The sequence below is a fragment of the Peribacillus sp. TH14 genome, from assembly GCF_016651145.1.
In the GTDB taxonomy this organism is placed as follows: Bacteria; Bacillota; Bacilli; order Bacillales; family DSM-1321; genus Peribacillus; species Peribacillus butanolivorans.
In genome coordinates this window covers 221537-242766 of sequence record NZ_JAEKEK010000001.1, presented here as the reverse complement: position 1 = coordinate 242766, position 21230 = coordinate 221537, and the positions used below count along the sequence as shown (strand labels likewise).

Annotated in this window: 26 protein-coding genes; all 26 read left to right on the top strand. The window is 38.4% G+C overall.

Annotated features, from left to right (window positions below; genetic code table 11):
• The first annotated feature begins 13 nt into the window (after nucleotides 1-13).
• The 26 genes from hslV to flhB all read left to right on the top strand — a co-directional run bounded on the left by hslV (nucleotide 14) and on the right by flhB (nucleotide 21218).
• Entirely contained in the window at nucleotides 14-541 is a 528-nt protein-coding gene (hslV, locus tag JFU50_RS01305) for an HslVU peptidase proteolytic subunit (RefSeq protein WP_056526739.1), read from the top strand.
• Nucleotides 542-554: 13 nt separating this feature from the next.
• Entirely contained in the window at nucleotides 555-1964 is a 1410-nt protein-coding gene (gene hslU, locus JFU50_RS01300; RefSeq protein ID WP_056526744.1) for an HslU--HslV peptidase ATPase subunit, read from the top strand.
• Nucleotides 1965-2072: 108 nt separating this feature from the next.
• On the top strand, nucleotides 2073-2852 hold the full coding sequence (gene codY / locus JFU50_RS01295; protein ID WP_053345318.1) for a GTP-sensing pleiotropic transcriptional regulator CodY: 780 nt from the start codon (nucleotides 2073-2075) through the stop codon (nucleotides 2850-2852).
• 800 nt (nucleotides 2853-3652) lie between these two features.
• Nucleotides 3653-4048: a flagellar basal body rod protein FlgB gene (gene flgB, locus JFU50_RS01290; RefSeq protein WP_201181449.1), complete on the top strand. Its 396-nt coding sequence runs from the start codon at nucleotides 3653-3655 to the stop codon at nucleotides 4046-4048.
• On the top strand, nucleotides 4048-4506 hold the full coding sequence (flgC, locus tag JFU50_RS01285; RefSeq protein WP_056526749.1) for a flagellar basal body rod protein FlgC: 459 nt from the start codon (nucleotides 4048-4050) through the stop codon (nucleotides 4504-4506). Before flgB ends, flgC begins: the two co-directional genes overlap by 1 nt.
• A 21-nt stretch (nucleotides 4507-4527) precedes the next feature.
• A complete protein-coding gene (gene fliE / locus JFU50_RS01280; protein WP_201183374.1) occupies nucleotides 4528-4836 on the top strand; it encodes a flagellar hook-basal body complex protein FliE in 309 nt (102 codons plus the stop codon).
• Between the two features lie 94 nt (nucleotides 4837-4930).
• Complete coding sequence (gene fliF, locus JFU50_RS01275; protein ID WP_201221420.1) at nucleotides 4931-6532, top strand: flagellar basal-body MS-ring/collar protein FliF; 1602 nt, start codon at nucleotides 4931-4933, stop codon at nucleotides 6530-6532.
• A 17-nt stretch (nucleotides 6533-6549) separates the two neighbouring features.
• Nucleotides 6550-7569: a flagellar motor switch protein FliG gene (gene fliG / locus JFU50_RS01270; RefSeq protein WP_397443419.1), complete on the top strand. Its 1020-nt coding sequence runs from the start codon at nucleotides 6550-6552 to the stop codon at nucleotides 7567-7569.
• On the top strand, nucleotides 7562-8326 hold the full coding sequence (gene fliH / locus JFU50_RS01265; RefSeq protein WP_201221415.1) for a flagellar assembly protein FliH: 765 nt from the start codon (nucleotides 7562-7564) through the stop codon (nucleotides 8324-8326). Before fliG ends, fliH begins: the two co-directional genes overlap by 8 nt.
• Nucleotides 8327-8328: 2 nt before the next feature.
• The gene (gene fliI, locus JFU50_RS01260; RefSeq protein ID WP_201181443.1) at nucleotides 8329-9648 is read left to right on the top strand and encodes a flagellar protein export ATPase FliI; all 1320 of its coding nucleotides are present in this window, start codon (nucleotides 8329-8331) and stop codon (nucleotides 9646-9648) included.
• Nucleotides 9649-9650: 2 nt separating this feature from the next.
• Nucleotides 9651-10094, top strand: coding sequence for a flagellar export protein FliJ (gene fliJ / locus JFU50_RS01255; RefSeq protein ID WP_201221414.1), 444 nt, complete (start codon nucleotides 9651-9653; stop codon nucleotides 10092-10094).
• 8 nt (nucleotides 10095-10102) lie between these two features.
• On the top strand, nucleotides 10103-10720 hold the full coding sequence (locus JFU50_RS01250; protein ID WP_201181438.1) for a MotE family protein: 618 nt from the start codon (nucleotides 10103-10105) through the stop codon (nucleotides 10718-10720).
• A gap of 29 nt (nucleotides 10721-10749) precedes the next feature.
• A complete protein-coding gene (locus JFU50_RS01245; RefSeq protein ID WP_201181436.1) occupies nucleotides 10750-12072 on the top strand; it encodes a flagellar hook-length control protein FliK in 1323 nt (440 codons plus the stop codon).
• A gap of 8 nt (nucleotides 12073-12080) precedes the next feature.
• Nucleotides 12081-12713 carry a flagellar hook assembly protein FlgD gene (gene flgD / locus JFU50_RS01240; RefSeq protein WP_201181434.1) on the top strand — a complete coding sequence of 211 codons (633 nt, stop codon included), beginning with the start codon at nucleotides 12081-12083 and terminating at the stop codon, nucleotides 12711-12713.
• 11 nt (nucleotides 12714-12724) lie between these two features.
• Nucleotides 12725-13111, top strand: a complete 387-nt coding sequence (locus tag JFU50_RS01235) for a TIGR02530 family flagellar biosynthesis protein (RefSeq protein WP_242485300.1) — start codon at nucleotides 12725-12727, stop codon at nucleotides 13109-13111.
• 74 nt (nucleotides 13112-13185) lie between these two features.
• The gene (flgF, locus tag JFU50_RS01230) at nucleotides 13186-14406 is read left to right on the top strand and encodes a flagellar basal-body rod protein FlgF (RefSeq protein ID WP_201181432.1); all 1221 of its coding nucleotides are present in this window, start codon (nucleotides 13186-13188) and stop codon (nucleotides 14404-14406) included.
• A 50-nt stretch (nucleotides 14407-14456) separates the two neighbouring features.
• Nucleotides 14457-14672 carry a flagellar FlbD family protein gene (locus tag JFU50_RS01225; protein ID WP_053348013.1) on the top strand — a complete coding sequence of 72 codons (216 nt, stop codon included), beginning with the start codon at nucleotides 14457-14459 and terminating at the stop codon, nucleotides 14670-14672.
• Nucleotides 14669-15097, top strand: a complete 429-nt coding sequence (fliL, locus tag JFU50_RS01220) for a flagellar basal body-associated protein FliL (RefSeq protein ID WP_201221406.1) — start codon at nucleotides 14669-14671, stop codon at nucleotides 15095-15097. Before JFU50_RS01225 ends, fliL begins: the two co-directional genes overlap by 4 nt.
• A 52-nt stretch (nucleotides 15098-15149) precedes the next feature.
• Nucleotides 15150-16148, top strand: a complete 999-nt coding sequence (gene fliM, locus JFU50_RS01215; RefSeq protein WP_053345333.1) for a flagellar motor switch protein FliM — start codon at nucleotides 15150-15152, stop codon at nucleotides 16146-16148.
• Nucleotides 16138-17355: a flagellar motor switch phosphatase FliY gene (gene fliY, locus JFU50_RS01210; protein ID WP_201221404.1), complete on the top strand. Its 1218-nt coding sequence runs from the start codon at nucleotides 16138-16140 to the stop codon at nucleotides 17353-17355. Before fliM ends, fliY begins: the two co-directional genes overlap by 11 nt.
• Nucleotides 17356-17372: 17 nt before the next feature.
• Nucleotides 17373-17735, top strand: coding sequence for a response regulator (locus JFU50_RS01205; protein WP_053345335.1), 363 nt, complete (start codon nucleotides 17373-17375; stop codon nucleotides 17733-17735).
• Nucleotides 17736-17758: 23 nt separating this feature from the next.
• A complete protein-coding gene (locus JFU50_RS01200) occupies nucleotides 17759-18412 on the top strand; it encodes a flagellar biosynthetic protein FliO (RefSeq protein WP_201221403.1) in 654 nt (217 codons plus the stop codon).
• Nucleotides 18405-19070 carry a flagellar type III secretion system pore protein FliP gene (fliP, locus tag JFU50_RS01195; protein WP_053348014.1) on the top strand — a complete coding sequence of 222 codons (666 nt, stop codon included), beginning with the start codon at nucleotides 18405-18407 and terminating at the stop codon, nucleotides 19068-19070. The genes JFU50_RS01200 and fliP overlap by 8 nt, the downstream gene beginning before the upstream one ends.
• Before the next feature lie 14 nt (nucleotides 19071-19084).
• Entirely contained in the window at nucleotides 19085-19354 is a 270-nt protein-coding gene (gene fliQ / locus JFU50_RS01190) for a flagellar biosynthesis protein FliQ (protein ID WP_056526792.1), read from the top strand.
• 3 nt (nucleotides 19355-19357) lie between these two features.
• Nucleotides 19358-20134 (top strand): flagellar biosynthetic protein FliR, encoded by a 777-nt coding sequence (gene fliR / locus JFU50_RS01185; RefSeq protein WP_057213627.1) that lies wholly within the window; start codon nucleotides 19358-19360, stop codon nucleotides 20132-20134.
• Between the two features lies 1 nt (nucleotide 20135).
• Nucleotides 20136-21218, top strand: coding sequence for a flagellar biosynthesis protein FlhB (gene flhB, locus JFU50_RS01180; protein ID WP_201221401.1), 1083 nt, complete (start codon nucleotides 20136-20138; stop codon nucleotides 21216-21218).
• The last annotated feature ends 12 nt before the right edge of the window (nucleotides 21219-21230 follow it).

The window sequence follows — 21230 nt, the reverse complement described above, 5'->3', positions numbered from 1 at the left end:
AAGGGGACTCTTTATGACAACAATATTTGCAGTACATCATAAAGGTGAATGTGCCATGTCCGGTGATGGGCAGGTTACTTTAGGAAATTCAGTAGTGATGAAGCATACGGCAAGGAAAGTAAGGAAGATCTTTAATGGTAATGTCCTTGCAGGTTTTGCAGGTTCGGTTGCAGATGCATTCACTTTATTTGAGATGTTCGAAGCTAAGCTGGAAGAGTATAATGGCAATCTTCAACGTGCTGCCGTCGAAATGGCGAAGCAATGGCGAAGTGACAATGTACTGAGAAAGCTGGAAGCGATGTTAATTGTCATGGATAAAAATGATCTGCTTCTCGTTTCTGGTACCGGAGAAGTAATTGAACCGGATGACGGGATTCTTGCAATAGGATCAGGAGGAAATTATGCACTGGCAGCCGGCAGGGCATTAAAGCGTTTTTCTAGTGAGTATTTATCAGCCAAGGAAATCGCCCAATCATCTTTACAAATTGCAGCGGAAATTTGTGTGTTTACGAATACGAATATAATCGTGGAAGAGTTGTAAGGAGGAGCGCATAATGTCAAAAAAAGCTAATTTAACACCGAGGCAAATCGTTGAAAAACTGGATCAGTATATCGTGGGACAGCGGGAGGCAAAACGGGCAGTGGCAGTGGCTCTCCGGAATAGATACCGCCGTTCCCTTCTATCGGATCAACTTCGTGATGAAGTCGTTCCGAAAAACATATTAATGATTGGACCGACCGGCGTTGGGAAAACAGAAATTGCTCGGAGAATGGCTAAATTGGTTGGTGCTCCTTTTGTGAAAGTTGAAGCAACGAAATTTACCGAAGTTGGATATGTCGGGCGGGATGTAGAATCCATGGTGCGTGATTTGGTAGAGACATCTGTCCGCCTCGTGAAGGAAGAAAAGATGGCCAGCGTAAAAGAACGGGCAGAGGAAAATGCGAATCGCCGGTTAATAGAATTATTAGTGCCATCAACAAAAAAACAGAGCAATTTTAAGAATCCACTTGAAGTTTTTTTTGGAGGCAGTAACAATCAAGATGAGCAGGATCCGGATGAAAATTCCGAAGATTTAAATCTGCAGCAAAAAAGAAACATTGTAGCTGATAAACTGGCTAAAGGTGAGTTAGAGAATGAAATGATCACGGTTGAAGTGGAAGAACAGGCCGCTTCAATGTTTGATATGCTCCAAGGTTCGGGAATGGAACAAATGGGGATGAATATGCAAGACGCGCTAGGAAGCTTGATGCCAAAGAAAAGTAAGAAGCGCAAATTGAAGGTCAGTGAAGCGAGAATTGTTTTAACGAATGAAGAAGCGGCAAAATTGATTGATATGGATGAAGTTACTTCGGATGCTGTGTACGGTGCTGAGCAGAACGGGATTATCTTCATCGATGAAATCGATAAAATCGCCAGTAAGCAATCTGGGGGTTCATCAGCGGATGTGTCGAGAGAAGGGGTTCAAAGGGATATTCTACCAATTGTTGAGGGTTCAACAGTTGTGACTAAATATGGTTCGGTTAAAACGGATCATGTGCTGTTCATTGCGGCCGGAGCCTTCCATATGGCTAAACCATCCGATCTTATTCCTGAATTACAGGGAAGGTTCCCGATCCGTGTAGAATTGAACAAATTAACTGTAGACGACTTTGTCCGGATTCTTCATGAACCAGATAATGCTTTGTTAAAACAATATGTAGCTTTGTTAGAAACTGAAGGTATAGAAATTGAATTTTCTGACGATGCTGTTCGTAAGATAGCTGAAGTGGCCTTCGAGGTAAACCAGAACACAGACAATATTGGTGCAAGACGACTTCATACTATTTTAGAACGGCTTCTTGAAGACTTGTCGTTTGAAGCTCCAGAAATCACGATGGAGAAGATTACAATCACTCCTCAGTATGTCGAAGAAAAACTGGGATCAATCGCCCGAAATAAAGATTTAAGCCAGTTTATCCTTTAAGAATGAAACAAATGGCAATATGTTTGCCCATGCAATGAACATAAAATTACGGAAATACAACTTCATAGTCTATTGTGAACCATGGTATTTTTAGGAGGAACAAATCAAATGAACTTATTAGCAAAAACAAGAAAAATTAATGCAATGCTCCAAAAAGCAGCAGGAAAAGCAGTTAACTTCAAAGAAATGGCAGAAAGCTTAAGTGAAGTTATCGAAGCAAATGTGTTCGTCGTCAGTCGACGTGGAAAATTACTCGGCATAGCAGTAAGTCAGCAAATCGAGAATGAACGTATGTACAAAATGTTAGAAGATAAGCAATTCCCTGAAGTGTATACTAAAAACTTATTTAATATTCCAGAAACATCTTCTAACCTGGATATCGAAAGTGAGTACACTGCTTTCCCAGTAGAAAACAAAGAGCTTTTTGCAACTGGATTAACAACGATCGTACCGATTATGGGTGGAGGAGAACGTTTAGGAACATTGGTTCTTGCTCGTTTACAAGAGAAATTCCACGATGACGACTTAATCTTAGCTGAATATGGTGCAACGGTAGTCGGTATGGAAATCCTTCGTGAAAAATCCGAAGAAATCGAGGAAGAAGCACGTAGTAAAGCGGTCGTTCAAATGGCCATTTCCTCATTATCATATAGCGAATTAGAAGCTATTGAACATATTTTTGAAGAGCTTAAAGGTAATGAAGGTCTACTTGTAGCATCGAAAATTGCAGACCGTGTTGGTATCACTCGTTCGGTAATCGTAAATGCGTTGAGAAAGTTAGAAAGTGCAGGGGTTATCGAATCACGTTCACTTGGTATGAAAGGTACGTATATCAAAGTATTGAATGATAAATTCCTTCTTGAACTAGAAAAACTGAAAAATAACTAACAAAGAAAAAGGCAGTCCTTAAAAAAAGGGCTGCCTTTTTTGTGTGTAATTTGAACGACAAGCTAGCAAGAACTTCAAAGCTAATCGGTATGAAAAATGCGTTATGCAAGAAAAAAAGGCAATTCGAATTGAGAATTTAAATTTGAAATGTGAGTATTTAGATATTATTCTGATGTCACTGGAAATATAGTGAAATTCTTCAAAATAAGAGTAATTATATTACTATAACTATAGTGATAATGTAAAAAATAACTTGTAATGAATTCCCTCCCTTCTTAATCAAAGTGTTACAAAATATCTGTTGATATTAGTAGCGGTTTTAAGAGTCCTAATTATGAAATAAGATGCTGAATTTGTCGAATATAAATTCACTTTAAAAATTTTCATTTTTTTTAAAAAAATATTAATATAGAATTTTAAAGAAACCGTTATAAAATAAGGCTAAAAAAACAATATTGTATAAAATCACTTATGAAAAAATATTGTAAATTAGTTCTAAAGTATCAGGTATATAGATTCTTTTTTCGGTATGATAAATAAGGAACTAGAGATAAATTTTGACTAAAATGTCGAAAAAGTATGTAAAATGTAATAAATCGTAATAATTGAACTGGAATAATACTAAAAAAAGCAGTAAATTTGAGCAAATTGTGACATTTTTCGACAATAATAGGTCTAAAGTCTTAAAAATGTTTGTGGACATAGTTATAATGTTTCTTTAGAATTAAACCATGAATACGTTGGGTTAATTTATTTCTTAAGTTATTATCTGTTTAAAATGGAAAGAGGTGAGCGATAATATGGAATTATTTTCAAATACTTTTCAATCACTTGAAAACGCTCTGAATTATTCTAATACAAAACAAAAGATTATTTCACAGAATATTGCGAATTCAGATACACCGAATTATAAAGCTAAAGATATCTCCAAAAAACAGTCGTTTCAAGCAGAGTTAGAATCTTCCATCCAATCATACCGTACCGATGAAAGACACCTAAGTTTTAAATCAGAGGGCGGTGAATCCTCTTCAATCGTGACGCAGAGGAATGTGCAATACAACAATAATGGAAATAGCGTGGACATTGATAAAGAAATGACTGACCTTGCTGCAAACCAAATTTATTTTAATGCAGTATCCGATCGACTTTCAGGTAAATTCAAATCATTGGAAACTGTAATTAGGGGAGGTAAGTAATGGGGATTTTCCAAAGTATAAATACGACTGGCTCAAGCCTAACTAGTCAAAGGTTAAGGATGGATGTGATTTCTTCCAATATGGCGAATGCAGATACGACCAGAGCGGAATATGATGCAGAAACAAAGGAGTGGAAACCATACTCGAGAAAAGCAGTTGTGCTACAAAGTAAGGAAGGTAGTTTTTCAAGCTTTTTAAACGCAGCCACTGGGAAAAACAGCGGGATTGGAAACGGTGTAAAGGTTACGGAAATAGTAAAAGATGAAACGCCTTTTGAGTTGGATTATAATCCAGAACACCCCGATGCCAATGATGATGGATATGTGGAAATGCCAAACGTCGATCCGCTTAGGGAGATGGTCGACTTAATGAGTGTCACACGATCATACGAAGCAAATGTGACAGTTTTGAATGCATCAAAGGGAATGATGATGAAAGCATTGGAAATCGGCAAATAAACTTGAATGGGGAGTGGAGATATGGAGGGGATTTCTCTTTCGGCAGGGAGCAATACATTTAATGTATTGAAAAATGACCAGAGTAATACAAATACACCATACGAAGCACATCGGAATTTTGCGTCCGTATTAAAAGAATCGTTGAATAAAGTTAATGAAACTCAAGTTGCATCAGACAATCTGACAACTAAACTGGTTAACGGTGAAGATGTTGAGCTTCATTCAGTGATGATTGCTTCACAAAAAGCCAGTGTTACAATGCAGGCTACACTAGAGGTCCGGAATAAGGTGGTTGAAGCCTATCAGGAAATGATGAGAATGAGTATATAGCATTCATTTTTTAAACCTCATTATATAAAGAAAAATGGCCAGGGGGAAAAAGATTCCCCCTTTCATAAATTCATAGACTGACCGGGGGATTTAAATGAATGATGTACTAGTGAATTTGAAAAATAAAATAACTGCTTTCTGGACTAGTCGCAGTAAAAAACAAAAAGTCCTCATGATTAGTGCAACCGCATTGATTATCATCGTCATTATGGTTGTCTCGGTTTTTGCCTCCCGTACAACACTGGTACCCTTATATTCTAATTTAACGCCATCAGAAACGGGAAGTATTAAAGAGAATTTAGATAGTCAAGGAATTAAGAACGAAATTTCAGACAACGGTAAAACGATTAAAGTTCCTGAAGAAAAGTTGGATACACTTAAAGTGGAGCTTGCAGCTGAAGGGATCCCGGACTCAGGAAGCATCGACTATTCATTTTTTAGTCAGAGCGCTGGTATCGGAATGACCGAAAATGAATTCAATGTTATTAAATTGGATTCGATGCAGACGGAACTAGCCAATTTAATAAAGAAGATTGACGGGGTTGAAGATGCGAGTGTGATGATTACACTTCCGGATAAAGGGGTTTTTGTAAGTGATACAGCAGGTGAAGCGTCAGCATCAATTGTTTTGAATACGAAATCCGGCTATAAATTTGAAGAAAATCAAATTAATTCACTTTATCATCTTGTATCAAAAAGTGTTCCGAACCTGCCTACAGATAATATCGTCATTATGAACCAAGATTTTGAGTATTATGACCTTGAAAATCAAAATTCTAATTTCGCGTCTGCTTTTGTTACTCAAAACGAAATAAAAAAAGAAATTGAACGCGATATTCAAAGACAAGTACAAAATATGCTAGGAACAATAATGGGCAGAGATAAAGTTGTCGTTTCTGTCACAACAGACATTGATTTCACTCAGGAAAACAGGGAAGAGAATATAGTTGAACCGGTGGATGAAGAAAATATGGCAGGAATTGAGATTTCTGCGCAAAGAATCAATGAATCGTATAGTGGGGATGCAGCTGGGGCTGGTGGCATTCCGCAAAGTGAGGACTCCTCTGATTCATTAGGATCTAGTTATAAAGAGGGAACAAACGGATCCGGTGATTATGAAAAAGTTGATGAAACAATAAATAGTGAAGTGAACCGAATAAAGAAAGAAATAGTGGAAAGTCCATACAAAGTAAAGGATTTAGGTATCCAGGTAATGGTCGAGCCTCCTACGGCAGATGATCCAAACTCCTTATCTCAGCAGAGTGTAGATGATATTACACGAATCCTTAGCACAATAATCCGTACGACAATTGAGAAAAAAGCTGAAGGGGAAGAACTTACAGACGATGAGCTAAATAAGAAGATAGCGATTTCCGTTCAACCTTTTAACGGAAAAATGACAATTCCAGAAGATGGAACGAGAACTTCAGTGCCCATTTGGGTTTACATTGTAGGTGGAATATTATTATTAGTCATTATCATTCTATTATTCTTATTTTTCCGGTCAAGAAGGCGATTAGAAATGGAAGAGGAATACGTGGAGGAAGAGGAAGAAGAAGTCGTATTCGAGGTTCCAGATTTAAATACAGAGAAGGAAACAGAGGCATCGTTAAAAAGAAAACAACTTGAGAAACTGGCAAAAGAAAAGCCGGATGAATTTGCAAAATTATTAAGAAGTTGGATAGCAGAAGATTAGACTAGGAGGCTATGCAAGTGACAGAAAGAAAAAAAAAGGACGGATTGACTGGCAAACAGAAAGCTGCCATCCTCCTTATTTCCTTAGGCCCGGATGTTTCTGCATCCGTATATAAGCATCTTTCTGAAGAGGAAATTGAGAGATTGACTCTTGAAATTTCGGGAGTTAGAAAAGTAGATTCGCAGGACAAAGAAGAAATTTTAGAGGAATTTCATAATATAGCTTTAGCACAGGATTACATATCACAGGGTGGGATTGGATACGCGAAGCAGGTTCTTGAAAAGGCGTTAGGGACTGATCAGGCGGCGGCAATCATAAACCGCTTAACATCTTCCTTACAAGTTCGTCCATTCGACTTTGCAAGGAAGGCAGATCCTGGACAGATATTGAATTTTATCCAAAATGAGCATCCGCAGACGATTGCCTTAATTTTATCTTATCTTGATCCAACACAGGCAGGCCATATTTTGTCTGAACTTCCCCAAGAGGTGCAGGCCGATATTGCAAGAAGAATCGCTTTAATGGATAGCACTTCGCCGGAAATCATTAATGAAGTAGAGCAGATATTAGAAAGAAAACTATCTGCAACTGTTACCCAGGATTATACCCAGACTGGCGGAGTCGAAGCGGTTGTTGATGTATTGAACGGAGTTGATCGCTCAACAGAAAGAACTATCTTAGATGCACTTGAAACCCAAGATCCAGAACTTGCAGAAGAAATCAAGAAACGGATGTTTGTCTTTGAAGATATCGTGACTCTTGATGGAAGAGCCATTCAGCGTGTTGTACGGGAATCTGAAAATGAAGATCTCAAACTTTCCCTTAAAGTGGCAAGCGATGAAGTGAAGGAAATCGTTTTCCGTAACATGTCGAAACGAATGGTCGAAACGTTCCAGGAAGAAATGGAATATATGGGTCCTGTACGTTTGCGGGATGTAGAAGAAGCACAATCCAGAATTGTTGCTGTTGTTCGCCGCCTTGAAGAAACGGGTGAGATTGTAATCGCCCGCGGCGGAGGGGATGATATCATTGTCTAGAATTATTAAGTCCCACCAAGCAAATCAGGAGAAAAGCAATAAGATAACGATAAAAATTCGCTGTTTGGACTCACTTGAAACAGAAAGCGAGGATGAAGGGCAAATCGTTCATTATTTTCAATCAGATGAATTTCTAAACCAAGCCAAGCAGGAGGCAGAATCTCTATTAATAGAAGCAAAACAAAAAGCCAAAGCGGTTGCTGATGAAGTCCAGCAAGCCCGCGAACATTGGGAGAAGCAAGAAAAAATAATGTATATCGAACAGGCTCAAAAAGAAGGGTATCAGCAGGGAATCGAAGATGGAATCCAAAAGGGCTATAACGAGGTTGCAGGGGAGATCGCTTTTGCAAAGAAAGTGGTAGAGTCCTCTAAAAAAGATTATAAGCAACATATCGAATCATCTGAATCAGTTATTTTGGATCTTGCAATGAAAGTGGCGGGGAAAGTTATTGGCCGTCAGCTTGAAAATGATGAAGAGTCTTTTTTATCCATCGTAAAGAAAGCCATTAAAGAAGCGAGGGATTATCGGGAAGTGCAGCTGCATATTCATCCGATTCAATACCAATCGATTCTTACTCATAAGGAAGAGTTGATTTCAATCTTTCCAAAAGAAACAGAATTGTATATTTATCCGGATGATGATCTAAATGAAAGTAGTTGTATCATCGAGTCGGAGAATGGAAGAATAGATGCCAGCGTTGATAGTCAGCTACAGGAAATTAAAATGAAACTAACTGAGTTGCTGGAAGGTGAGTAAAGATGAAAGCGAAGGATCTCTTACCCTTAGTTGATGAAGTCGATCCATTTAAACACTATGGACGAGTCAAACGTGTCGTAGGGTTAATGATAGAATCCCAAGGCCCTGAAAGCTCTGTAGGCGACGTTTGTTATATCTATACAGGTATACAAAAAAAGAAAAAGAAAATATTAGCGGAAGTTGTCGGTTTTCGTGATGAAATGGTCATTTTAATGCCGTTTACAGCGGTAAGTGATATTGGACCAGGATGTATTGTTGAAGGAAGCGGACGAAGCCTTGAGATAAAGGTAGGCAGTGGATTAATAGGTAAGGTTGTCGATCCTTTAGGACATCCAATCGACGATTCGCTGCTTCCAAAAGGACTTGCTACGGTTCCGGTGGATCAAGATCCACCCAGCCCTATGGAAAGGCCTCCGATTGATGAACCGATTGATGTAGGTGTACGTGTGATTGATAGTTTATTAACAGTAGGGAAAGGCCAACGTGTTGGCATCTTTGCTGGGAGCGGTGTTGGAAAAAGTACTTTGCTTGGCATGGTAGCACGGAATACCACGGCTGACTTAAACGTGATTGGCCTTGTTGGTGAACGTGGTCGGGAAGTCCGTGAATTCATTGAGAAAGATCTTGGTCCGGAAGGATTAGCAAGATCAATTGTTGTTGTAGCGACATCTGATCAGCCAGCGTTGATGAGAATTAAAGGTGCTTTGACGGCTACTGCCATTGCAGAATATTTTCGTGACAAAGGATTGAACGTGATGTTAATGATGGACTCCGTCACAAGGGTTGCGATGGCCCAAAGGGAAATCGGACTTGCTGTCGGAGAGCCACCCACCACAAAAGGCTATACGCCATCCGTTTTCGCTATCCTTCCAAGACTACTAGAAAGAACAGGCACAAATCAGTTAGGATCCATTACAGCTTTTTATACGGTTCTTGTCGACGGTGATGATATGAATGAACCAATCGCCGATGCAGTCAGGGGAATATTGGACGGTCATTTCATCTTAGACAGAAACTTAGCCAATAAAGGACAGTTTCCGGCTCTCAATGTTCTAAAGAGTATAAGTCGTGTCATGAATAATATTGTTGAGGAAAGGCATAAAAAGTCAGCAGAAAACTTACGGGCAAGTTTATCAACCTATATTGAGTCTGAAGATTTGATTAATATAGGTGCCTATAAAAAGGGTTCTTCAAAGGAAATTGATAACTCCATTAATCGATATCCGGAAATCATTTCATTTTTAAAGCAAGGCACTCATGAAAAAGCACCCAAAGATAAGAGTATTATCAACCTCGTAAAATTGATGGAGAAAGGTGATTAGCAATGATTTATCAATATAAATTTGAGAAGATCCTAACCATCAAGGAAAAAGAAAAAAGGGACGCACTTTCTAAATATAATGCTGCTCTAAAAACTTTTGAAAAAGTAGCCGAAAAATTGTATAAGCTCTTAAAGAAAAAAGAAGACCTTCTGGAATTCCAGCAGGAAAAGCTCCGAAATGGATTATCCGTTCAGGAAATTCGCCATCATCAGTTATTTATGGACAATATGGAAAAGCTCTTAAGCCATTGTCAACAGGAAGTCATTGAAGCCCGTTACAAAATGAATGTCCTGCAGGAAGTATTATTGGTAAGAAATATTGAAGTCAAAAAGTACGAGAAAATGAAAGAAAATGAGTTTCTTAAATTCCTGGATGTCATAAAGGAAGCTGAGAATAAACAAATGGATGAAATATCTATCCGGCAATTCTTTAGCAAAGGGCGTTAGGTGATAGAATGCGTAAAAAAGTTGAATCTACTGGATTAGATGAATTAAAAGAAAATAAAATAAGCAAATTTCAATGGTTTCTTGTAATCTTCATCCCTCTAATCTTTGCGGTAACTGTAGCCATGGTAGTTTTCTCAGTTGCGGGGGTTAATGTAGTGGAAAAGGCTAAGGAGATGTCCGCTAAAATCCCCTTCGCCGAACTTATTCAAAAGGATGAGGTAAAAGAAAACTCAGCCAAAGACACTGAGAAAGTTTCAAGAAAACTGGCGAAGTTAGAAACCGAAATAGAAAACAAAGAAAAAGAGATAGAGAAGCTGGAAGGAATAATTGATACACGAGACAAGGCCGTTGAAAAGGCTGAAGCAGAAAAACAGCAGCTTCAGTCTGAAGTGAAACAGCTTAGAGAAAGTCAGGATGGGAGTAAAAAGGCTTTCAAAGATATAATACGCACTTATGAAACCATGGCACCAAAGAAGTCAGCTCCTATCATTACAGAAATGAGTGATGAAGATGCTGTTAAGATCTTGGCAAGTATGAAAGCTGATACTTTAGCGAAGGTATTAGAGCAAATGACAACAGCAGATGCTGCCAGGTTAACGAAGAGACTATCGGAGCAAAGTTCTTAAGGGGAAGCTTTAAAGGAGGTGAATAATATATGAATTTGGCCATTAATTCTTTATTCCCCTTGGCAGCAGTAAGTCAAACTGTTCAATTAAAGCAAAACCAGGGGATGAAATTGGGGTTTGGTTCAGTCCTTCAATCCGCCGTAGGGGTAGATTCAGGCAGTCCATTAGATACTGAATCCTTTCGTCTTTCCAATGAGGGGTTGTCAACTCTAAAGGATTTACTAGATATTTTGAAACTTAACAGTCTAAGTGACCTTGAGGAAGAAAGTGTTGCTGAAGATCCTTTAGTAAACAATCAAGGGGATGTTAGAACCCTCCTATTCCAGTTACTAAAAAGGCTTAGCGGTAATAATGAAGAGACTCTTACAGAATTCTTTACGACTATAGAGGAAATCAATTTAGATCAAGAACCGGAAGACTTGAGGTTGGATTCACAAAGCCTGTTATCAGCCAATGTCATGGAACTATATACAATCCTAAAACAGGTTGCTTCGTTGAGTGAAGAAGAGTGGAAACAGCTCCCGTTAGAGGGGACAGCGAATCTATTAAAGTTGGTAAAACTTCACGATCTTTTATCAGAGAATAAAGATATGACACAAGATGAAGCAACCATCCATAAGCAAATGAAAAATCTGCTTGAAGAGATATCAGGAAAACTGGAAAAATGGCTGCCTAATCAGCATCAGAAAACAAATACTAACCTTGATTTTTCTCTTCTTTTGGAAAAAGGGCAAAATAAAACATTGGAAACTGTGAAAAGCGCATTCTCACAATTAACTGGAAGCGACAAGGAAAGTAAAGATGGAACAAATAGTACCGGTCTGACTTTAAAAACAGCGGATAGTAGTAACTATCAAGGTTCGGGTATGTCATTTCTAATGACAAAGCTTGAACAATTCGTCTTGACGGCTGCTAAGGGTGGACAAACTGTCAGTCAGGAAGAGTTTGTTAAACAGTTTGAAAGTATCTTGAGTAAAGCAAATTTCACAGGGGCTAACGGTGTAAATAAACTGTTAATAAAATTGAATCCCGAACACCTAGGGTCACTTAGAATTGAGTTGATTCAAAAGGATGGCATGATGACAGCAAAAATTTTGGCCACATCGGCGCAAGCAAAAAATATGCTGGAGAAACAGATTCACGGGTTAAAGCAAGCCTTTAACGGCCAAAATATCCAAATTGAAAAAATTGAAGTATCACAGGCTTACAATGCTTTCAACTCTGAGAAATTCAGCCAGAAAGATGCGGATGAACAAAATAGACAACAAGAGAATAAGAGGGAAAGCAATGACGAGACGGAAAGTGAATTTACAGGCTCCTTTGCAGAAGCTCTGCTAAATCTAGAAGTGTAGGTGAAGAAATGACGACCATTGATACGTCACTATTATTATCAAGCTATCAATCAGATAGAAAAACAGGCGATTCACTCGGAAAAGATGATTTCCTGAAATTATTGCTTACCCAGCTGCAAAACCAAGATCCTTCCAGTCCGATGGACAATACAGAATTTATAGCCCAAATGGCCACTTTTTCTTCTTTGGAACAAATGATGAATATAGGATCCCAAATAGATGAACTAATTGGGTTAAACCAACAAAATAGTCTAATGAACTATAACTCATTCGTTGGTAAGGAAGTAACTTGGCATATATTGGATGAAAGCGGTGAGAACCTTGCGATAGAAGAAGGTGTAGGTATCGTGGAATCGATTCAATATAAAGGTGACAATATTTATTTCATTTTAGAAGATGGCACAAAACTTCAACCAGCAAATATTTCGGCAATGAAACAATCAAGCACGACATCTAACAGTTTGACTAATGCAAGTGAATTAATAGGCAAACGTGTCACATGGAATGATGAAGAAAATGGAGACCTTTCTGCCGTTGTTACATCAGTATCCATGAATAAAGGCAAGGTGCAGATAGAAGTGGATGATCAAAGCGGCACAAAACTATCATTAGATCAATTGATCAAAATCGCTAGTGCTTAAGGAGCGGAATAATGGATAAACTCGGTTTTCAAGCAAATTCCGCTCAGATGATTCCACAAACAAAAACTACTCCCTTAAGACAAAGGCAAATGATCCAACAAGGATTTCAACAGCATTTTCAAGAAGCCATATCTACTAATGAAAAGCTGACGATTAGTAAACATGCACAAATGCGGATGGATCAAAGGAAAATAGTAATAGAGCAACAAACTTGGGACAAAATAGCCGATAAAGCAAATGAGGCCAAAAAGATGGGTGTGACAGAATCTCTTATTATTATCGATAACGCGGCACTCGTAATCAGCACTAAAAATAACAAAGTCATTACTGTTGTGGATCGAGAGGAAGCCTCGTCTCAAATTTTTACGAATATCAATGGTACCATACTATTAGATTAATAGGCCGGACCTAGTATAGGAAGCCTAGGCTGTGGAATGACAGAAGCAGTCACGATATGAAAGGGGAGCTTATAATGCTTCGTTCAATGTACTCAGGAATAAGCGGATTGAAGAACTTACAAACAAAATTAGATGTTATTGGGAATAATGTGGCTAATGTCAACACCTATGGTTTCAAAAAAAGTCGTGTAACATTCAGTGATACGATGAACCAAACAATATCTGGTGCTAGTGCCGCGACAGCAAATAAAGGTGGTACCAATTCTAAGCAGATTGGATTGGGGTCAACTATCGCAACAATTGACACCATTCATACTCAATCAAGCTTGCAAACTACTGGACGCGATCTTGATTTGGGTATATCTGGAGATGGATATTTCGTCGTCAAAGAAGGAGATGTATTATCTTATACACGTGCTGGTAACTTCTATTTAGATGATAATGGCACGCTTGTAAATTCTAATGGAATGAAAGTGCAGGCCTACAAGGTTGATGCAAACGGAAAACCATCAAAAACAATCGGAGATGTATCTGTAAACGTTAATGCGGTTTTACCTGCTGTAACAACTACAAAAGTATCCGTAAGTGAAAACTTGGCAGCGGACGCAATTGAGGGTTCCGTATTCAGCCAGCAAATAAAAGTTGTTGATGAAAAAGGTAAAGAACAAACAACAACTATTTATTTCAAGAAAAATGGTGAGAATAATTGGGGAGTTTATGATCAGGATCCAACTTCGGACTCTGAACTAGAGCCTTTAACTACTCTTAGTTTTACGGATGGTAAATGCGATGTGACAAGCGATGTTAACCTATCAATTGATATTAGTAAAGGTGATGACAGTGATGATAGTAAAAAAATAAAATTAGATTTCGATTTCTCTACTCTCACCCAAGATAAAGGAACAACTACAGCTATGGTCAACCCGAATGGTAATAAAGAAGGGAAACTGGAGAGCTTTAATTTTGGGCCATCAGGTGAAATTAGCGGTATCTACTCAAATGGGAAAATTGTGACTTTGGGTCAACTGGCTATTGCCAAGTTTACAAATGCATCCGGATTGACTAAAACAGGAGGCAATATATTCCAAGAATCAATAAACTCTGGTACAGCAAACATCAATGTCGCAGGTGAAGGACGCGGAACAATTGCATCAGGTTCTTTGGAAATGTCCAACGTCGATTTATCAGAAGAGTTTACGGAAATGATCGTCGCGCAACGTGGATTCCAATCGAATTCAAGAATTATCACGACGTCGGATGAAATTTTACAAGAGCTGGTTAACTTAAAACGATAAGTTAAGGGAGGGAGGAGCCAGGTGCTTATTTGCTCTGGCTCCTAAATATTATTATTAAAGTCACAAGGCTGAATGGCAAAAGCTTTCATATCAATGCATTGTACATAGATACGGTCGAATCGTTGCCGGATTCGACTATTACGTTTACAAATGGGAAGAAAATCGTGGTGCTCGAGAAGGAAGAAGAAATAATTCAAGCTATTATACAATTTTATCGTACCGTGAATGTTCTGGGATTGCGTGATGATGAGGAGGAAAGGTTATGAAAAAAAAACTATTGACTATTATGTTGATTATGCTGGTGGCAATTACTCTTGTTGGCGTAATAGCGGTCGTGGTTGTTACAAAGTTATCTGACCCCACATCTGCAGAGGGTAAACCCTCCATAGATGAAATTATCAAATCATCTGTTGAAATTCCTGAAATTACAACGAATCTTTCGGGTAATGATTATATCAAAATCTCATTTATGGTCCAAACAGAAAATAAAAAAGCAAAAGAAGAGTTGGAAAAAAGAAGTTTTCAGGTGAAAAACATTATTATTGCCGAACTGTCCGAAATGAAAGCGGCAGAGTTAACTGGTAAAAAGGGCAAGGAAAAACTTCAGGATACGTTAAAGACTAGAATTAATGAATTAATGGAAGAAGGAAAAGTTGAAAAGGTTTATATAACCTCCTCGATTCTTCAATGAGAACATCCTTGCTTCATTAAATAAGAAGGGGAAGCTTTGGAGGTGAGTGCTAATGTCCGGGGAAATATTATCGCAAAATGAAATCGATGCTTTGTTATCGGCCATTTCTACAGGTGAAATGGATGCAGATGATTTAAAGAAAGAAGAAGTAGAAAAAAGAGTGAAGGTGTACGACTTTAAAAGAGCACTTCGGTTTTCAAAGGATCAAATCCGCAGTTTGACTAGGATACACGAGAACTTTGCAAGATTGCTTACAACTTATTTCTCTGCTCAGCTGAGGACATATGTTCAAATATCCGTAGCATCTGCAGATCAAATTCCATATGAAGAGTTTATACGTTCAATACCTAAGATGACCATTTTGAATGTGTTTGAGGTACCGCCTCTGGATGGCCGTATCATTCTTGAGGTCAATCCGAATATCGCTTATTCCATGATGGATAGAGTTTTGGGAGGACGGGGTATCAGCGTTAATAAAGTCGACAGTTTAACTGAAATAGAAACAAAGATCATGTCAAATCTATTTGAAAAGGCTTTTGAAAATTTACAAGAAGCTTGGGGGACGATTGTTGATATCGAACCGGTAATGACAGAGTTTGAGGTGAATCCGCAATTTTTACAATTGGTTTCACCAAATGACACAGTTGTAGTCATATCTCTAAATACGCAAATCGGTGAAACGAGCGGAATGATTAACATTTGTATTCCTCACGTCGTTTTAGAACCAATCATACCGAAGTTGTCTGCTCACTACTGGATGGAAAATTCTCAAAAAGAAAGAATTCCTGAGGAAATCAAGGTTTTGGAAAATCGTATTAGGAATGCAGATCTCTCAATTATTTCCGAATTAGGAACTACGGATATCGCTATCCAGGATTTCCTTCTGCTTGATGTAGGTGATGTCATCGATTTAAATCATGCTATCGATAAGCCTTTAACAATTAAAGTAGGGGGAATTCCGAAATATAGTGGACAACCAGGCAAAGTAGGTAAAAAACACGCCATCCAGATTCTTAATATTTTGAAAGGGGGAGACGAAAATGATAAGTGATGAAATGCTTTCACAAGACGAGATAGATGCCCTTTTAAAAGGTACAAGTGATATAGAAGATGAGGTGAACTTTCTTTCGATAGAAGATTATTTATCAATGATGGAACTGGACGCGCTCGGTGAAATTGGGAATATCTCTTTCGGGAGTTCGGCCACTGCTTTATCCACTTTGTTGAATCAGAAAGTGGATATCACTACCCCGGCGGTTACATTAATTGAAAGGGGTAAGATTGCGGAAGAATTCCCGCATCCCTATGTAGCCATCCAAGTGCAATATACAGAAGGTTTTACAGGCATTAATATGCTTGTCATCAAACAAAGTGATGCGGCGATCATTGCCGATTTGATGCTTGGCGGTGATGGTTTGAATCCTTCAGAGATGCTAGGAGAAATTCAACTAAGTGCGGTCCAGGAAGCAATGAACCAAATGATGGGTTCGGCTGCTACATCAATGTCGACCATTTTCAGTAAAAAGGTAGATATTTCACCACCAAGCATCGATTTACTGAACTTTTTAAATGGTGAAGGTGAAAGTGCAATACCGGATGAGGATTTATTTGCAAAAATTTCTTTCCGTTTAAGAGTGGGGACATTAATTGATTCCAACATTATGCAACTGTTGCCTTTAGAATTTGCAAAAGGGTTAGTCAGTGAACTATTAAATGGAACAAGTGAAAGTGAAGCCGATGAAAATAAAATGGAACAGATACAAACCAACCCAACACAGAGCAATTCTCTTCAAGAGCCGGTATCATTCCAAAATCCTGTATCGAATCAGCCGACAAATGAGAATTATGGACATAGTGGTTACCAAACAAAACCGACATACAAAATACCGAATGAACCGCAACATTTTGGAGTTTCATCCCTTCCAACAGGACAACCGGTAAATGTTCAGCCAGCCAGTTTTTCCAGTTTTCAGCCGTATCAGCTTCAAGAGTCCGAAACGAAAAATCTTAGCATGCTGATGGATATCCCATTGCAGGTAACCGTAGAGCTTGGGAGAACAAAGCGCTCTGTCAAAGAAATTCTAGAGCTGTCATCTGGTTCTATAATTGAATTGGATAAATTAGCTGGTGAACCGGTGGATATCCTGGTAAACAGCCGCTTAATTGCAAAAGGCGAGGTTGTTGTGATTGATGAAAACTTTGGAGTTCGTGTTACGGATATTATGAGTCAGAGCGATCGACTAAAAAAACTTAGATAAATTTGGAGGACAAAAAAATGGCAAATAAAATTTTAATTGTTGACGATGCAGCATTTATGAGAATGATGATAAAAGATATCCTTTCTAAAAATGGTTTTGAAATTGTTGGAGAAGCAGCAGATGGTGCTCAGGCAGTAGAGAAATATAGAGAAACGCATCCGGATCTTGTAACGATGGATATTACTATGCCTGAAATGGATGGAATCACAGCATTAAAAGAAATTAAAAAGGTAAATCCGCAAGCGAAGGTCATAATGTGTTCTGCAATGGGGCAACAAGCAATGGTTATTGATGCAATCCAGGCAGGGGCAAAAGACTTTATCGTGAAACCATTTCAGGCAGACAGGGTATTGGAAGCCATAAATAAAGCATTAAGTTAATGAAGTAAGAGGGTGTCTTCATATTGTTTTTTATTAAAAAATGGCTTCAGGTCTCACTTGTGATAGCAGTTTTCTTCTCAGGGGCCATTCAGGCGAGTGCGGAAGATCTTGATAAAACAGTTAAGGATGTTTATGAACAGCCAGATGATTTGAAAACGGATAAATCAAAAGACTCCCAAACTACCAAACAAGCTTCAAATCCCGAACAAGTGGGGATAACTATTTGGGAGTTTCTAAGGATGATCTTTGCGACCATTTTTGTGGTGGGGCTTTTATATATCATATTAAAGTTCATAAATAAAAAAAGTAAATCGTATCAAAAAGCAAATTCAGTAGAGAATTTAGGCGGCACAAGCCTTGGAGCAAATCGATCGGTTCAGCTTGTTAAAGTGGGCGGTAGAATATTAGTAGTCGGAGTTGGTGAAAACATACAGCTCTTGAAAGAAATAGATAATCCCGAGGAATATGAGCAGTTAATGAAAGATTACAACGAAAAAATGGATCAAATGATTCAGCCAGGAGAATTTGCCACGAAATTGAAAAATAAGTGGCTGAAAAAAAGAGAAATCGAAACTAATAGTTTTTCCTCAGAGTTCAAAAATCAGCTCGATCAAATGTCTGATAGTAGGAAGAATCTGTTAAATGAGCTTGAAAGGAAAGGAAGAGACAATGAATGAGTTCATGGAGTTTTTTAATAACAGCGATCCCACTAATGTCTCTACTTCCGTCAAACTTGTTCTCCTGATGACTGTTTTATCGCTTGCTCCAAGCATTTTGATTTTAATGACATGCTTTACAAGAATCATTATTGTCCTCAGTTTTGTGAGAACGTCGCTTGCTACACAACAGATGCCGCCGAATCAAGTCCTGGTTGGTCTAGCTCTTTTTATGACATTTTTTGTAATGGCACCGACTTTTCAGGAAGTGAACGAAAAAGCATTAACTCCTCTATTTAATGAAGAAATAGATTTAGAAGAGGCGTATGAGCAGACTGCGATTCCTTTTAAGGAATTTATGAGTGCCCATACAAGGCAGAAGGACTTGGCCTTATTTCTAGAATATGCCAAGGTCGATAAGCCGGAAACGATACAGGATATTCCCTTGACCGCATTTGTACCAGCTTTTGCAATTAGTGAAATCAAAACAGCCTTCCAAATAGGTTTTATGATTTTCATTCCATTTCTGGTTATTGATATGGTCGTTGCAAGTGTCCTGATGTCGATGGGGATGATGATGTTACCACCAGTCATGATTTCCTTGCCGTTTAAAATCCTCCTCTTCATTCTTGTTGATGGTTGGTATTTAGTAGTGAAGTCTTTATTACAGAGTTTTTAAGCAGGTGAGAAAAAATGAGCGCAGAGTTTGTTATTGATGTAGCAGAAAAAGGAATTTATATGGTATTGATCATAGCTGGCCCCTTGATGTTGATAGCTCTTGTTGTAGGACTATTAGTAAGTATCTTTCAGGCGACCACACAGATTCAGGAACAGACCTTGGCCTTCGTTCCAAAAATTGTGGCTGTCTTATTGGCACTTATTTTACTCGCTCCATGGATGCTAAGTCATCTATTATCATACGCAAATGAAATATTCGGTAACTTGAATCGATTTGTAGGGTAGAGAATGGAGGATATATTTCCGTACTTTCCTGCATTTTTATTAATAGTGGTCAGGGTTACAACCTTTTTCGTGGCAATGCCGATTTTTTCGTATCGATCTATACCGATACAGCATCGAATCGGACTTGGGATTTTCCTTGCTTGGATTATGTACTATACCATTGAAGCGCCGGTTCTAGCTTTGGATGTCACATTTTATTTATTAATCATAAAGGAAGCATTTGTAGGGCTTTTCATCGGGTTTGCTGCCTATATGATTTTATCAGCGGTTCAAGTTGCAGGTGGGTTAATTGACTTTCAAATGGGTTTTTCAATCGCCAATGTCATCGATCCGCAAACAGGGGCTCAAAGTCCATTAATGGGACAATATCTATATACGATTGCCTTATTATTTCTTTTAAGTACAAACGGTCATCATTTGCTTTTGGATGGAATTTTTTATAGCTATCAGTTCATCCCGATTGATCAATTATTTGTGCCCTTTGGGGACCAGGCATTAATAGAGTACTTGGCCAAAGCATTTAGTAAGACATTCATGATTGCGTTTCAAATGTCAATTCCAGTAGTGGGCAGCATTTTTTTAGTGGATGTCACGCTTGGAATTCTGGCAAGGACAGTTCCCCAATTAAATGTATTTGTTGTCGGAATTCCAGTGAAAATTATAGCAGGTTTAGCGGTTATAGTGATAGTCATGGGAATGATGATGACGGTTGTTACCCAACTTTTTAATTTCTTACTTGTGACGATGCGTCAGTTAATGCAGCTGATCGGAGGAGTATAACATGGGGTGGATTCAGCTGGATTTACAGTTTTTCGCTGGTGAAAAGACGGAAAAGGCGACTCCAAAAAAACGTCAGGATTCGAAGAAAAAAGGACAGGTAGCTAAAAGTCAGGATGTAAATACCTCTGTGAATTTAATTGCTGTGTTTTCGGTGCTATTGATGATGGGACCTTATATGTACAATCATCTTCTCGGTCTCATGAAAGAATATCTGCAACACTTTACGATTGCAGGATTCAGTGAGGAAAATATACAAATTACTATGATAGAGGTTTTGAAGGAGATGGGACTTATCCTCGGTCCTGTTTTTGCAGCAGCGGTGATTGCAGGAGTTTTGGCTAATGTGATGCAAATTGGGTTTATGTTTTCTACTGAGTCAATTCAGTTTAAACTTGAAAAATTGGATCCTATTAAAGGGTTCAAACGTATTTTTTCCTTGAGGGCCATTGTTGAATTATTGAAATCCATTCTTAAAATATCATTTGTAGGTTTAGTTGCCTTTTATGTACTTTGGCAGCGTATGGACGAGATTATGATTTTATCCCAGATTTCTGTGGAAGAAGCAATGGCAACATTGGCAGATATTACGATAAAGGTAGGGTATTATGCTGCCGTGGCTTTATTGTTCATTGCTCTATTAGACTATTTGTATCAAAAATATGACTTTGAAAAAAACATCCGGATGTCCAAACAGGATATTAAGGATGAATATAAAAATTCCGAAGGTGACCCGTTAATTAAATCAAAGATTAAGCAAAAGCAAAGGCAGATGGCAGCGCAGAGAATGATGCAGGAAGTGCCAAATGCTGATGTCGTCATCACAAACCCGACGCATTTTGCGATTGCTTTAAAATATGATGAAAATAAGGCGGAGGCTCCGTTTGTAGTGGCAAAAGGCGTTGATTTTGTAGCTCAGAAAATTAAATATATTGCTAAAGAAAACGATGTGATCATGGTAGAAAACCGTCCTTTGGCAAGGTCCTTATATGATCAAGCGCAAATAGGCCAGGCGATTCCTGAGGAATTTTTTAAGGCAGTCGCTGAAATACTCGCCTTTGTTTATAAAACGAAAGGTAAGCTGTAAGGAAGTAAAATG

Coding starts and splice junctions, on each gene's coding strand:
- hslV (WP_056526739.1), top strand. CDS start 14: ATGACAACAATATTTGCAGTACATCATAAAGGTGAATGTGCCATGTCC.
- hslU (WP_056526744.1), top strand. CDS start 555: ATGTCAAAAAAAGCTAATTTAACACCGAGGCAAATCGTTGAAAAACTG.
- codY (WP_053345318.1), top strand. CDS start 2,073: ATGAACTTATTAGCAAAAACAAGAAAAATTAATGCAATGCTCCAAAAA.
- flgB (WP_201181449.1), top strand. CDS start 3,653: ATGGAATTATTTTCAAATACTTTTCAATCACTTGAAAACGCTCTGAAT.
- flgC (WP_056526749.1), top strand. CDS start 4,048: ATGGGGATTTTCCAAAGTATAAATACGACTGGCTCAAGCCTAACTAGT.
- fliE (WP_201183374.1), top strand. CDS start 4,528: ATGGAGGGGATTTCTCTTTCGGCAGGGAGCAATACATTTAATGTATTG.
- fliF (WP_201221420.1), top strand. CDS start 4,931: ATGAATGATGTACTAGTGAATTTGAAAAATAAAATAACTGCTTTCTGG.
- fliI (WP_201181443.1), top strand. CDS start 8,329: ATGAAAGCGAAGGATCTCTTACCCTTAGTTGATGAAGTCGATCCATTT.
- fliJ (WP_201221414.1), top strand. CDS start 9,651: ATGATTTATCAATATAAATTTGAGAAGATCCTAACCATCAAGGAAAAA.
- JFU50_RS01250 (WP_201181438.1), top strand. CDS start 10,103: ATGCGTAAAAAAGTTGAATCTACTGGATTAGATGAATTAAAAGAAAAT.
- JFU50_RS01245 (WP_201181436.1), top strand. CDS start 10,750: ATGAATTTGGCCATTAATTCTTTATTCCCCTTGGCAGCAGTAAGTCAA.
- flgD (WP_201181434.1), top strand. CDS start 12,081: ATGACGACCATTGATACGTCACTATTATTATCAAGCTATCAATCAGAT.
- JFU50_RS01235 (WP_242485300.1), top strand. CDS start 12,725: ATGGATAAACTCGGTTTTCAAGCAAATTCCGCTCAGATGATTCCACAA.
- flgF (WP_201181432.1), top strand. CDS start 13,186: ATGCTTCGTTCAATGTACTCAGGAATAAGCGGATTGAAGAACTTACAA.
- fliL (WP_201221406.1), top strand. CDS start 14,669: ATGAAAAAAAAACTATTGACTATTATGTTGATTATGCTGGTGGCAATT.
- fliM (WP_053345333.1), top strand. CDS start 15,150: ATGTCCGGGGAAATATTATCGCAAAATGAAATCGATGCTTTGTTATCG.
- fliY (WP_201221404.1), top strand. CDS start 16,138: ATGATAAGTGATGAAATGCTTTCACAAGACGAGATAGATGCCCTTTTA.
- JFU50_RS01205 (WP_053345335.1), top strand. CDS start 17,373: ATGGCAAATAAAATTTTAATTGTTGACGATGCAGCATTTATGAGAATG.
- fliP (WP_053348014.1), top strand. CDS start 18,405: ATGAATGAGTTCATGGAGTTTTTTAATAACAGCGATCCCACTAATGTC.
- fliQ (WP_056526792.1), top strand. CDS start 19,085: ATGAGCGCAGAGTTTGTTATTGATGTAGCAGAAAAAGGAATTTATATG.
- fliR (WP_057213627.1), top strand. CDS start 19,358: ATGGAGGATATATTTCCGTACTTTCCTGCATTTTTATTAATAGTGGTC.
- flhB (WP_201221401.1), top strand. CDS start 20,136: ATGGGGTGGATTCAGCTGGATTTACAGTTTTTCGCTGGTGAAAAGACG.